Source organism: Streptomyces sp. (assembly GCF_019510245.1).
Lineage (GTDB): Bacteria > Actinomycetota > Actinomycetes > Streptomycetales > Streptomycetaceae > Streptomyces.
Window position 1 is genome coordinate 1 of the sequence record NZ_JAEKKT010000159.1, and the last position, 12526, is coordinate 12526.

The 12526-nt window shown below is 72.2% G+C and carries 12 protein-coding genes and 2 pseudogenes; 5 read left to right on the top strand and 9 right to left on the bottom strand.

Going from position 1 to position 12526, the window contains the following annotated elements; translation table 11 throughout:
* Positions 1-208 (bottom strand): annotated as a pseudogene (locus JF597_RS29910) (B/F/G family RNA polymerase sigma-70 factor); the annotation flags it as partial.
* Positions 209-444: 236 nt separating this feature from the next.
* Positions 445-864, bottom strand: coding sequence for an ATP-binding protein (locus JF597_RS29915; RefSeq protein WP_294002445.1), 420 nt, complete (start codon positions 862-864; stop codon positions 445-447).
* Positions 865-1261: 397 nt separating this feature from the next.
* On the opposite strand from JF597_RS29915, the gene JF597_RS29920 reads away from it, so the two are divergent.
* Positions 1262-1711 carry a cyclic nucleotide-binding domain-containing protein gene (locus JF597_RS29920; RefSeq protein ID WP_294002446.1) on the top strand — a complete coding sequence of 150 codons (450 nt, stop codon included), beginning with the start codon at positions 1262-1264 and terminating at the stop codon, positions 1709-1711.
* A 4-nt stretch (positions 1712-1715) separates the two neighbouring features.
* Here JF597_RS29920 and JF597_RS29925 read toward each other — a convergent pair whose 3' ends face one another.
* Complete coding sequence (locus tag JF597_RS29925; protein ID WP_294002448.1) at positions 1716-3020, bottom strand: MFS transporter; 1305 nt, start codon at positions 3018-3020, stop codon at positions 1716-1718.
* 128 nt (positions 3021-3148) lie between these two features.
* Positions 3149-3615 (bottom strand): annotated as a pseudogene (locus JF597_RS29930) (LysE family transporter).
* 89 nt (positions 3616-3704) lie between these two features.
* Here JF597_RS29930 and JF597_RS29935 point away from each other — a divergent pair.
* Positions 3705-4589: a LysR family transcriptional regulator ArgP gene (locus JF597_RS29935; protein ID WP_294002450.1), complete on the top strand. Its 885-nt coding sequence runs from the start codon at positions 3705-3707 to the stop codon at positions 4587-4589.
* Positions 4590-4708: 119 nt separating this feature from the next.
* On the opposite strand, the gene JF597_RS29940 is transcribed toward JF597_RS29935, so the two are convergent.
* Positions 4709-5401, bottom strand: a complete 693-nt coding sequence (locus tag JF597_RS29940; RefSeq protein WP_294002452.1) for a TetR/AcrR family transcriptional regulator — start codon at positions 5399-5401, stop codon at positions 4709-4711.
* Positions 5402-5521: 120 nt separating this feature from the next.
* Here JF597_RS29940 and JF597_RS29945 point away from each other — a divergent pair, with 120 nt between their 5' ends.
* Complete coding sequence (locus tag JF597_RS29945; protein WP_294002454.1) at positions 5522-6736, top strand: saccharopine dehydrogenase C-terminal domain-containing protein; 1215 nt, start codon at positions 5522-5524, stop codon at positions 6734-6736.
* Positions 6737-6850: 114 nt separating this feature from the next.
* Positions 6851-7105: a WhiB family transcriptional regulator gene (locus JF597_RS29950; protein ID WP_294002455.1), complete on the top strand. Its 255-nt coding sequence runs from the start codon at positions 6851-6853 to the stop codon at positions 7103-7105.
* Here the strand turns inward: JF597_RS29950 and JF597_RS29955 are convergent.
* The 4 genes from JF597_RS29955 to JF597_RS29970 all read right to left on the bottom strand — a co-directional run bounded on the left by JF597_RS29955 (position 7098) and on the right by JF597_RS29970 (position 11986).
* Positions 7098-8957 carry a HAMP domain-containing sensor histidine kinase gene (locus JF597_RS29955; protein ID WP_294002458.1) on the bottom strand — a complete coding sequence of 620 codons (1860 nt, stop codon included), beginning with the start codon at positions 8955-8957 and terminating at the stop codon, positions 7098-7100. The two genes, JF597_RS29950 and JF597_RS29955, sit on opposite strands and share 8 nt — an antisense overlap.
* Positions 8954-9655: a response regulator transcription factor gene (locus tag JF597_RS29960; RefSeq protein WP_294002460.1), complete on the bottom strand. Its 702-nt coding sequence runs from the start codon at positions 9653-9655 to the stop codon at positions 8954-8956. The genes JF597_RS29955 and JF597_RS29960 overlap by 4 nt, the downstream gene beginning before the upstream one ends.
* 31 nt (positions 9656-9686) lie before the next feature.
* Positions 9687-10430 (bottom strand): L,D-transpeptidase family protein, encoded by a 744-nt coding sequence (locus JF597_RS29965; protein ID WP_294002462.1) that lies wholly within the window; start codon positions 10428-10430, stop codon positions 9687-9689.
* Between the two features lie 152 nt (positions 10431-10582).
* A complete protein-coding gene (locus JF597_RS29970; RefSeq protein WP_294002463.1) occupies positions 10583-11986 on the bottom strand; it encodes a M1 family metallopeptidase in 1404 nt (467 codons plus the stop codon).
* A 167-nt stretch (positions 11987-12153) separates the two neighbouring features.
* Between JF597_RS29970 and JF597_RS29975 the strand changes: the two genes are divergently transcribed.
* Positions 12154-12501, top strand: coding sequence for a DUF488 family protein (locus JF597_RS29975; protein WP_294002465.1), 348 nt, complete (start codon positions 12154-12156; stop codon positions 12499-12501).
* The last annotated feature ends 25 nt before the right edge of the window (positions 12502-12526 follow it).

Consider the following 12526-nt stretch of genomic DNA (forward strand, 5'->3'; position numbering starts at 1 on the left):
GGAAGCGGCCGGCGATGCGGTGGGCCATGGGCAGCCAGGCGGCGACCAGTTCGTCGCGCAGCGCGTCCCGCTCCGGGCCCTCCTCCAGAGCCGCGAGACGGCTGAAGAGGGCCGCCGTGTCGGGGGCGTCGTCATGGGTGCGGCGGGGTGTCGTGCGGGTGGTGCGGTCGGGCGTGCGGGAACGGCTGGTCGACAACTCGGTGGGCATGCGGATTCGCTCCTGAACTGTGGGTTTCAGGGCGTCACCGGAACGTGGTTCCGGGACTCGACCCGAACTGCGATGTCAGGGTCGCCGCGGAAGCACCACCCGGACCGCTCTGCGGGCCCGGGGGCTGTCGTACGACTGCTCCCACTGGCGCGCGCCTCCGGTCCGAAGCACGACACTCCGCCTGCCCCTTCGATCCGGGCCCAAACACCGTTCCCGGCACGAGCCCCGCGGCGGGCTCAGCGCAGGGGCACGACCGCGGTGATCCGCTTGCCGCCACTGGGCAGGCCGGCGACCTCCACGTCCCGGGCCAGCCGGCAGACGATGGGCCAGCCCCGGCCGTGCGCCCGCCACCGGTGCCGTTCGTCGGCGGGCCGGTCGGCCACGGGTATCTCGTCGCTGCGGTCGCTGACCGAGACCCGTACCGCGCACCCTTCGACGTCGACGGCGAAGCCGGTGATCCCGCCGCCGTGCAGAATCGCGTTGGTGGTCAGTTCCGAGGTGACGAGAAGGGCGTCGTCGAGTGCCTCGGCGGGGCACGGTACGGCTCGTCGGGCGAGGGCGCCGCGTACCGCTCTGCGGGCGTCGGCCGGCCGCTGCGGTGGCCGACGGGACTCAGGTGGTGCCACGGTTGACTCGGTCCGGTGCTCTTCGTACATCCTTTCGCTCCCTGGGTGGTGGACCGGTTGGTCGGCTCAGTCCCGTCCGTACGGGGCTCTACTCTTCGGCTCACCGGTCGGGGCGCGGCCAAACCCTTCGCGGGCGCCCCGGGGCTCCCCAAAGTGAAACAGGTCACGTAACCTGTTCACGGCTACGCGAAATCGCTCTGGATGGTTTATCGTTCACCCATAAGTGGTCGAGGAGTTGACAACAGGTCCTCCCGCGCCACCTCTGACGGCCCTGGCTGGCCTCCCCCGTCCAGCCAGGGCTTTTTCATGCCCGGACCGGTTTCCGACGGCGATTCTCACCTTCTTCGAGGTGCCCGGCGGGTCGGCAGCGGCTGAAATGGGCGTAGGGAAAGCACCCCGTACCCTCGCCGGCGAGGAGCCCCGTGCCATGACCAAAGCCATCAAACTGCTCACCGCCCTGCCCCAGGCCCAGCGCGAGCGCCTCATGGAACTGGCTCACGAGGTGTCCTTCCCCGAGGACTCCAGGATCTTCGAGGCCGGCGGCACCGCGGACCGCTTCTGGGTGATCCGCTCCGGGGCGGTCAACCTGGACCAGGAGGTGACGACCCACAAGCGGGTCACCGTCGCCACTCTGGGCGCCGGCGACCTGCTCGGCTGGTCCTGGCTGTTCCCGCCGTACACCTGGGACTTCGGGGCGGTGGCCTTCAGCCAGGTGCGGGCCTACGAGTACGACGCCTCGGCCGTGCTCGCACTGTGCGTGGAGGACCCGCTGCTCGGTCTGTCGCTGGTGCGGACGGTCGCCGAGATCCTCGCCAGCCGCCTGGAGGTCACCCGCGGCAAGCTCCTCGACGCCTACGTCGGACGACGGCCGGCGTAGCCGCTCAGACGCGGTAGCGGCGCAGGGCCGGGACGGCGGCGGCCAGAACGAGCATCACCGCGACCACCAGCAGCCCGCCGCCCGCGACCGCCGCCCGCGGCCCGAAGACCGAGCCCGCGGTGCCGTGCAGCACGTCGGCCAGCCGCGGGCCGCCCGCGACCACCACGGTGAACACGCCCTGCATCCGGCCCCGCATCTCGTCGGTCGCCGCGGACAACAGGATCGCGCCGCGGAAGACCATCGAGACCATGTCGGCGACCCCGGCGGCGGCCAGGAAGGCCGCGGCCACCCAGAGGTTGCGGCTCAGCCCGAACCCGGCGACGGCCGCGCCCCAGCCGACCACCGCGCCGATCACCATCAGGCCGTGCCGGCGGGCCCGCGAGAAGGTGCCGGAGAAGAGCCCGCCGAGGACCGCGCCGACCGGGATCGCCGCGAACAGCAGGCCGAGCGCGAGCCCCTCGCCGTAGGGGGCGTAGGTCTGGGCGGCCAGTTGCGGGAACAGGGCGCGGGGCATGCCGAAGACCATCGCGATGATGTCCGCGAGGAACGACAGCAGCAGCACCTTGTGCATGGAGATGTAGCGGAAGCCCGCCACGATCTCGCGCACCCCGGCCCGCCGCGCGGTCGCGCCCGCCAGCGGCGGCAGCGCGGGCAGCCGGTGGACCGCCCACACCGTCACACAGAGCGCCAGCGCGTCGATCAGATACAGCTCGGGCAGCCCGATGACGGGGATCAGGGCACCGGCGAGCAGCGGACCGACCACCTGCCCGGTCTGCATGACCGTCGACCCGAGCGCGTTGGCGGCGGGCAGCTGCGCCTCGGGGACCAGCCGGGCGATGGAGGCGGTACGGGCCGGCGCGTTCAGCCCCCAGAACGCCTGCTGCATCGCGAGCAGCACCATCAGCGCGGTCACGGAATTCATCCCGGTGGCCGCCTGCACGAAGAAGAGCAGCGAGGTCACGCCGATACCGATGTTGGTGATCAGCAGCAGCTTGCGGCGGTCCATGGTGTCGGCCACCGCGCCGCCCCACAGCGCGAACACGATCAGCGGCAGCAGCCCGGCGAGACTCGCCGCGCCGACCCAGGCGGACGACCCGGTGATGTCGAAGATCTGCTTGGGCACGGCCACGGCGGTCAGCTGGCTGCCGACCGAGGTGACGATGGTCGACGTCCACAGCCGGCGATAGGCCGGGATGCGCAGCGGGCGGGTGTCCATCGCCCAGCGCCGCCAGCCGCTCCGGGGCGGTGCGGCCGAGGTGCCGTCGGGGGTCTGTATGTCGGACTGGGTGCCGCTCTCGCTGGTGTCCACGGAGTTCCTGGTGTCCTGCTCTTCTCGATGCCCGCTACATCTTTTCGGTTGCGGGTTCACTATCGCAGCAACTTCCGCGCCTGCCGAACCGCTTGTCTCAGGATGCGGCCGTTCGGGATCCGGGCGCCTCAGGATCCCGCCACGAGCAGCAGGCCGAGCCCGATCATGGTCAGCGCCACCAGCCCGTCCAGCACCCGCCAGGCGGCCGGCCCGGCGAGGTACCGGCCGAGCAGCCGGGCGCCGAAGCCGAGGGCGGTGAACCAGCAGAGGCTGGCCAGGGCGGCGCCCAGTCCGAAGGTCCAGCGCAGGTCGCCGCGGTCGGCGGCGAGGGTGCCGAGCAGGAACACGGTGTCCAGGTAGACGTGCGGGTTCAGCCAGGTCATGGCCAGGCAGGTGAGCACCGCCCGCCGCCGGGACCCCGCGGCCTCGTCCTCGGTGGGACGGCGTCGGAGAGCGCGCAGATGCCGACGACCACGAGGACCGCGTCACGGCGGATGCCCTGGCGGAGGACGAAGGCGTTCTGGGCACCGATGGCGACGATGAGCGAGAGGCCGCTGCCGAAGCCCGCGGCAGCGGCGGCGAGAGAGCTGGACATGACCTCGACGCTACGGAAGCGATCACTGTAGGTACAGCTAAAGATTTTACGTACCCTTAGCACAGCTGAAGACAGACAGGAGTGGGTCCGTGGAGCTTCCGCTCGACCAGGTGCGGACGTTGCTGGCGGTCGTGGACGAGGGCACGTTCGACGCGGCGGCCGCGGCCCTGCATGTGACGCCGTCGGCGGTCAGCCAGCGGGTCAAGGCGCTGGAGCAGCGCACCGGCCGGGTGCTGCTCCAGCGCACCAAGCCGGTGCGGCCGACGGAGTCGGGTGAGGTGCTGGTCCGGTTCGCCCGGCAGCTGGCGCGGCTGGAGCGGGACGCGCGCGGTGAGCTGGGCATGAGCGGCGCCGGGGAGCCCACCCGGGTCTCGGTCGCGGTGAACGCGGACTCGCTGGCGACGTGGTTCCTGCGGGCGCTGACCGGGCTGCCGCACGTCTATGTCGAACTGCGCCGGGAGGACGAGGACCACACGGCTGCCCTGCTGCGGGAGGGGCTGGTGATGGCGGCGGTGACGTCGTCGGCGGAGGCGGTGCCGGGGTGCTCGGTGCGGGCGCTGGGGCGGATGCGGTACCTGCCGGTTGCGGCGCCGGAGTTCGCGGCGGAGCGACTTTCGGGGGCGCTGCCGGAGGCGCTCGCCGAGGCGCCGGTGGTCGTGTTCGACCGGGTCGACGACTTCCAGGACGGGTTCGTCCGGCGGCTGGGCGGTGCGGCCGCGAGTGCCCTGCGGCACTACGTGCCGACGTCCGAGGGGTTCGTGGACGCGGTGACGGCGGGGTTGGGGTGGGGGATGGTGCCGGAGGCCCAGGCGCAGCCGCGGTTGCGGGAGGGGCGGTTGGTGCGGGTCGGAGGGCGGGAGTGGTGGGTGGACGTGCCGTTGTACTGGCAGCAGTGGAAGCTGGATTCGCCGGCTTTGGTGGCGGTGGCGGAGGCGGTCATACGTACGGCGGGGGGTGCGTTGCGCCAACCGTGAGGGGGCTGCCGGCGGTCGTGCGAGTGCGGGTCGGTGGGGACTTCTCGCGCAGTTCCTCCCCCAGCCTTCGGCCGGGGGTGCCCCCAGCTCCCCTGAAGGGGCGCTCCAGCCGCAGGTGCTTACAAGGACCGTTCTGCGCTGTCCAAAAGCATGTCCAGGGCCGTCGGATAGGCACTGGTCACCATGCGTTTCGCGAGCAGGCGGGACGCCTCCGCGATGCGCGGGTGGGTGGTGTGCGGGAGGCGGGCGTAGGTCGAGTGCCACTTGTCCTCGTCGGCTCGCCGGGAGTCGTTCGGGAGGGTGAGGGAGGCCGCGTCCAGGGCTGCGAAGGCGAGGGTCTGGTCGATGAAGGCGTGGTAGACGCGGACGGTGTCGGCGAGCGAGAAGCCTGCCGTGCGCAGGACGTCCAGGACCGCCTCGTCGGCGGCCAGTTCGTGCGCCCGGCCGGTCACGCGGTTCGTCGTGAGCAGGGCCGCCTGCGGGTGGGCGACGTACTGCGCGTGGATGCGCAGGCCGATGGTCCGCAGGTCCGTCCGCCACTCCCCCGTCGGGGTCCAGCCGGCCAGCGCCTGGCCGATGAGGGCGTCGCCGATCGCCAGGGTCAGGTCGTCCATGCCCCGGAAGTAGCGGTACAGGGTGCTGGGGTCGCAGTCGAGGGCGAGCCCCAGGCGGCGGGCGGTCAGGCCGGCGCTGCCGTGCTCGCGCAGCAGGCGCAGCGCGGTCTCCACGATCAGCCGCTCTGAGAGCACCGTGCCGCTGCGGGTGGGACGGCGCCTGCGGCGCTTCTCCTCCGGTACGACCTTCTTGGGCATCGCACGCTCCCTGCCGTCCTTATGCCAACGCCATTGACCTTACGTGACGGCCGGGCGTTTCATTCCGGCCAAGGCGCCCCCGTACCGACCTCGCTCTCTGTCCCAGAAGGAGATTTCCGCATGCGTGTTCTGCTCGTGGGAGCCGGTGGTGTGGGCACCGCCGTCACCCGGATCGCGGCCCGGCGCCCGTTCTTCGACCTGATGGTGGTCGCCGACTACGACCTGGCCCGCGCCGAGGCGGCGGTGGCGGCCGTCGGCGACGACCGGTTCCGCGCCGAGCACGTCGACGCCGGTGACGAGCCGGCCGTCGCCGCGCTGCTCGCCCGGCACCAGTGCGACGTGCTGCTCAACGCCACCGATCCGCGCTTCGTCCTGCCCCTGTTCCGGGCCGCCCGCAAGGCGGGCGCGGACTACCTCGACATGGCGATGTCGTTGTCGCGGCCGCATCCCGAGCGGCCGTACGAGGAGTGCGGGGTCAAGCTGGGCGACGAGCAGTTCGCGCTGGCCGGGGAGTGGGAGCGGGCGGGCGCGCTGGCGCTGGTCGGGATGGGTGTCGAGCCCGGGCTGTCGGACGTGTTCGCCCGGTACGCGGCCGACGAGCTCTTCGACGAGATCGAGGAGCTCGGTATCCGCGACGGCGCGAACCTGACCGTGGACGGCTACGACTTCGCGCCCTCCTTCAGCATCTGGACCACCATCGAGGAGTGCCTCAACCCGCCCGTCGTGTACGAGCGGGAGCGCGGCTGGTTCACCACCGAACCGTTCAGCGAGCCCGAGGTGTTCGACTTCCCGGCCGGGATCGGGCCGGTCGAGTGCGTGAACGTCGAGCACGAGGAGGTGCTGCTGGTGCCGCGCTGGGTGGGCGCGCGGCGGGTCACCTTCAAGTACGGGCTCGGGCGTGAGTTCATCGAGACCCTCAGGACGCTGCACCTGCTGGGCCTGGACCGCACCGCACCGGTGACGGTGCCCGGCGCCGACGGCCCGGTCGCGGTCTCGCCCCGGGACGTGGTCGCCGCGTCGCTGCCCGACCCGGCGACGCTGGGCGAGCGCATGCGCGGCAAGACCTGTGCGGGCACCTGGGTGCGCGGGGTGAAGGACGGGCGGCCGCGGGAGGTGTATCTCTACCACGTTGTCGACAACCAGTGGTCCATGGCGGAGTACGGTTGTCAGGCCGTGGTGTGGCAGACGGCCCTCAACCCGGTCGTCGCCCTCGAACTCCTGGCCACCGGCGCGTGGTCGGGCTCGGGCGTCCTCGGCCCGGAGGCGTTCCCGGCCCGCCCGTTCCTCGACCTGCTGACCGCATACGGTTCCCCCTGGGGTCTGCGCGAGCAGTGACCGTCCGCGAATCCTGCGGGACTTGGCCGTTTCAGCCGCGCCCGGACCGGTGACCCGGAACCGAGCAACGCGTACCCGACACGGCAGAATCGACTTGGATCGCAGGTGACTTCGATGGACGACTGGCGAGACCACGCCGAGTGCCGCTACGAGGACCCCGACCTCTTTTTCCCGATCGGGACCACCGGCCCGTCGCTGCACCAGACACGGCGCGCGAAGGCCGTGTGCGAGCGGTGTCCGGTACAGGACCCCTGCCTGCGCTGGGCGATGGAGACCGGGCAGGCCGTGGGCATCTGGGGCGGTACCACCGAGGCGGAGCGCCGGCTGCTGACCCGGCGCCGGCAGCGGGCGGAGCGCCGGTTCAGCTGACGTCGGCCGGGGCCGGTGCGGCCGGCAGCCGCAGGATGAACTCGGCGCCCTTGCCGGGTTCGCTGCGTGCCTCGGCGGTGCCGTCGTGGGCGGCGAGCAGATGGCGCACGATCGGCAGGCCGAGGCCGCTGCCTCCGGTACGGCGGCTGCGGGACTTCTCCGCGCGCCAGAACCGCTCGAAGACGTGCGGGAGATCGTCGGCGGCGATGCCCGCACCGGTGTCGGTGACGGTGAGGACGACGTCGTCGCCGTCACGGCGGGCGGACAGGGTCACCGTGCCGTCGGCGGGGGTGTGCCGGATGGCGTTGGAGACCAGGTTGCCGAGGGCCTGCCGCATCCGGACCGGGTCGGCGTCGAGCCAGGCGCTGCCGTCGGCGTCGGTCAGCAGGGTGACCCCGGCCGCGTCGGCGGCGACACGGTGGGCGGCGGCGACCTGGTCGACCAGGTCGGCGGCGCGCACCGGTTCGCGGTGCAGGCGCAGGGTGCCGGCGTCGGCGGCGGCCAGGTCCTGGAGGTCGTCGATGATCCGCTGCAGGACCAGCGCCTCCTCGTGCAGGGAGCCGAGCAGGGCCGGGTCGGGGTCGACGAGGCCGTCCCGGGTGACCTCCAGCCAGCCGCGGATGTTGGTGAGGGGGCTGCGCAGTTCGTGGGCGATGTCGCTGACCATCGCCTTGCGCTGCTCTTCCAGGCGCTCCCGGCGCTCGGTGAGGTCGTTGAACGCCTCGGCCAGCAGCCCGGTCTCGTCCCGGGTGCGCACCCGGGCCCGGACGTGCAGTTCGGGCGGCTGCTGGGCTGCGGCCGTGAGCGCGCGCAGCGGTCGTACCAGGCGGGTGGCGACCAGGACGGTGACGGCGACCGTGACGGCGAGGACCAGGCCGGCCGCCCCGACGATCCTGGCCTTGTTGGCCGGGGACATGTCGAAGCGGGGTGCGGTCTGGTCGCCGATGCCGAGGAAGAGTTCGGCGGCCGGGGCGACGTACGGTTCGAGCTGGGTGCGGCGGGCGTTGGTGATGCAGTTCCTGGCGGCCTGGTCCGTCTGCCGCTCGACGCCCCTCTTGGTGACGAGGAACCCGCCGGAGACGGGGTTGCGTCCCGTCGTGTCGAAGGTGAGGGCGAGCTCCTTGCCGAAGTCCAGGTCCTTGGCCCGGAGGCAGGGGCGGGCCAGGGAGGTCAGCGCGGCGAGGGCCTTGGTCTCGGTGGGCATCGGGAAGTCGAGGGCGTCCCCCGTGTCGGCGGTCGACTCGCCGTAGACGTTGCCGCACCCGACCTTGAGTTCGAGGGGAGCGTCCCTGGCGTCGTCGACGACGACATGGGGCCGCCCGCTCGGAGTGTGCTGGACGGTGGTCCGGACGCCCACGCGGCCGAAGCACTCCTGCTGCTTCTTCGCGACCGCCTCCAGCTTCGCGCGCTCCGGCCCGGTCAGCAGGAACGGGCCCACCGCGCGCGGGTCGATGCCGCTGAGCTGGGCGCCGAACTCGGTGTAGGTGTCGGTGTGCAGGGGGTCCACGGCGGCGGCGGGCCGCGGGGGCAGCGGTGTGTCGCGGGGCGCCGAGTCGGCGATCAGCGTGCGGTCGGCGGTCGTCAGGGCGACCCGGCGGCCGGTCTTGGCCGCCAGGGCCCGGACGGTGTGCTGGACCCCGCTCCAGTCGGGGTGGTCCGCCGCGTACCCGCTGAGCTCGGCGAGGATCTTGTTGTCGGCGGCCAGGTCCTGCCCCTGTTCCTCCTCCAGCGCGCTGGTGGTGGTCGTCACGGCGAGCCAGGCGGTGGCGGCCACCGAGCAGACGGCGATCAGCACCGAGGTGAACAGCAGCCGGACCAGCAGCCGCTTGCGCCACGGTATCCGCGGCTTCACGGCCGGCCGCCGCTCAGCTTGTAGCCGACGCCGAACACGGTCACCAGCCGCACCGGCCGCCGGGGATCGGCCTCGATCTTCCGGCGCAGGTTCATCACATGGACGTCGACGGCGCGTTCGGTGGAGGACCGGTCGAAGCCCCGGGTGCACTGCAGCAGCTGCCGCCGGGTGAACACCCGGTCCGGTTCCCCCGCCATGGCGAGCAGGATCTGGAACTCGGCCGGGGTCACCTCCACCGGCTCCCCGTCGCAGCGCACCGCGTGCCGCACGGGATCGACGCTGATCCCGGCGGCGGTCACGGCGGGTTCCTCCTCCCGGACCGGGGCGGCCCGCCCGCTGCGCCGCAGGATCGTCCGGATCCGGGCCATCAGCTCGCGCGGGCTGTACGGCTTGGTCATGTAGTCGTCGGCGCCCAGCTCCAGGCCGAGCAGCACGTCGTCCTCGTCGGAGCGGGCCGTGAGCATCAGCACCGGGATCTCCGGGTCGCCGCCGCGCAGCACCCGGCAGACGCCGAAGCCGTCGATCACCGGGAGCATCAGGTCGAGGACGACCAGGTCGGGACCGAGCCGCCGGGCCGCGTCCAGCGCGGCGGCCCCGTCATGGACCACGGTCGCGCTGTGCCCCTCGGCGAGCAGCGATCTCCGGATCAGCTCGGCCTGCATCTCGTCGTCCTCGGCGACCAGCACATGTGCGCACACAGGTTCGGATCCTAAGCGGAGTTCCGGCGGGCTAGCGGGCGAGCCAGCCGGCGTGGCCCATGACGATCACCGGGTGCCGGTCCGGGTCGAGGGTGCGGAGCAGCTCCTTCATGTGCGCCTTGGCGACACTGACGCAGGCGTGCGTGGGCCCGCCGTGGTCGACGTGCAGCCACACGCCACCGCCCCGTTTCGCGCCCATCGGCCGGGTCCAGTCGAGCGGGGAAGTGCCTGCCTGGCGGTTGTAGTTGATGGCGACGACGTAGTCGAAGGAACCTTCCAGCGGTTCGCCCTCGAATCCGGTACCGGGCGAGGTGAAGCCGTAGGACCGGTGGTACGGCAGCCTGCTCCCCGGGTCGGCGAGCAGGCCCCCGGCGTCGGTCAGCCCGTACACGCCGACGGGTGAGCGCAGGTCCCCGGCCATGTGGTGCTCGCTCCAGCCGTCCCGGCCGTTGTGTGCGGGCCAACTGGCGCCGGGCTGCCAGACGTTGTCGTCGCGTTCGTAGAGGACGACGGTGGAGAGCGGCGAGTCCTCGCCGCGCCCGGAGGCGACGACCACCTGTTCGGCCCGCCCGGGTATCGCGGCCGTAGTCCTGGGCCCGAGCCCCGGTATGCCGCTGGGCCGCGGGCTGCTGCTCTCGGGTGTGGGGGAAGCCGTCGCCCGCTCCGACCGGTCGTCGCCCGACCGACTCGGCGCGGCCTCGGCGCCTCCCCCGCAACCCGAGAGCAGGAGGGGGGAGGCGGAGAGGAGGGCAACGGCAGTTCTGCGATGGATCATGAGACCGACCCTGACCGACGAATGTAAGAAACTCGTCAGCTTTTGATGCTCGTTAGCGGCAGCGCGCCCCTTCAGGAGCGCTGGGGGCACCCCCGGCCGAAGGCCGGGGGAGGAACTGCGCGAGCAACCCCCACCGGCCGGCACCCGTACCGCTACGGCTTGCCCTTCTTGTACAACCACGTCTGGAACAAGGAACCGAGGTCCTTCCCCGACTCCCCCTCGGCCAGCTTCACAAACTCCGCAGTCGTCCCGTGCCCGTACCGGTGCTCCGAAGCCCACGCCCGCAGAATCCGGAAGAACACCGGGTCCCCGACCGTCTTCCGCAGCTCGTGCAGGGCCATCGCCCCCCGCGCGTACACCGGTTCACCGAAGATGTTCTTCCCGCTCCCCGGATCCCCCGGCGGGTACGCCCACAACTCGTCGCCGGCCGGCTTCGCGTACAGCGCGTCGAAGGTCTTCTGCGCGCTGTCGCCCCCGTGCTGCTCGCTGTACAGCCACTCCGCGTACGTGGCGAAGCCCTCGTTGAGCCAGATGTCCTTCCAGGCGGTGAGGGAGACGGAGTCGCCGAACCACTGGTGGGCGTTCTCGTGCACCAGTGTGCTGAGATCCGGCGCCGAGTCGTAGATCGGCCGGCCCTGCGTCTCCAGCGCGTACCCGACGCTCGGCGCGTGGTCGACTATCGATCCGGCGGACCGGAAGGGGTACGGCCCGAACAGCTTGCTCTCCCACTCCAGCACCGACGGCAGCTTCTTCAGCACGGCCGCCGACCCGCTCGCCTCGCGCGGGTCGACCGCGTTGTACACCTTGACCCCGTCCCGGGTGGTGTACTGCTGGATGTTGAACTTGCCGACCGTGGCGGTCGCGAGGTACGCGGCCATCGGCTCGGTCTGCCGCCACCGGAAGGTCGTGCGGCCGCCGGAGGTGCGCCGGCCGAGCAGGACGCCGTTGGCGACGGCGGTGCGGCCCTCGGGGACGGTGATCGTGAAGTCGTACGACGACTTGTCCTTGGGATGGCTGTTGGCCGGGAACCAGGTCATCGCGCCCTGCGGCTCCCCGGCGACGAACGCGCCGTCGTCGGTGCGGATCCACCCGTCGGCCGAGCCATCGGGGTCGGTGACCTGCTTGGGCGTGCCACCGTACACCACGGTGACCCGGAAGTCCCGGCCCTTGGCCAGCGCCCGCGACGGCGTGACGACGAGTTCCTGTCCGCTGCGGCTGAAGCGGGCGGCCCGGCCGTCGACGGTCACCCGGGTGACCTTCAGGCCGCTGAGGTCGAGGTCGAAGCGGGTCAGCTTCTCGGTGGCGCGGGCGGTGAGGACCGCCTTGCCGTCGAGGTGCCGGGAGGAAGTGTCGTAGCGGAGCGTCAGGTCGTAGTGGCTGACGTGGTAGCCGCCGTTGCCGCTGAGCGGGAAGTAGGGGTCGCCCGCGCCCGCGGCGCCGATCGTGCTCGCCGAGGCCGTTCCGGCAGCGGCGAGGAGGGCCGCCACGGCGACCGGGACGGTGCCGAGGACGGCCTCGCGGCGGAGGACTGCGGTACGTCTGCTTGCGCCCTGCACATGAACTCCCTGGGGGGGTGGCCGATGATCAGTGGCCCACAGACTAGGCGCGCGGGTGTCCGCGTTTCCCCCTCATTCTGGTCAAGCCGCGCCGCGTCGGCAGCCCGCGGGGCGGGGCCGCCGACTACGCTCGCGGCACCGTCGCCGAGCCGAAGGGTGCATCGACCGTGAGCGTGCGCGTCCGCAGGATCTACGAGTCGCCCGAGCCGGAGGACGGGGTGCGCGTCCTGGTGGACCGGCTCTGGCCGCGCGGGCTGTCCAAGGAGGTCGCGCACGTGGACGAGTGGCCGAAGGGGCTGACGCCGTCGGACGAACTGCGCCGCTGGTTCCACGCCGGCGGGACGTACGAGGAGTTCGTGCGCCGATACGAGGCGGAGCTGGCCGCTCCCGAGGCCGCCGAACTCCTCGACGGCCTGCGGAAGTCGGTGCGCGAGGGACAGGTGACCCTGCTCACCGCGTCCAAGACCCCGGACGAGAGCCACGCCACCGTGCTGGCGCGGCTCCTCGCCGGCTGAGCCGGTCAGTTTCCCGCCCCCGAAG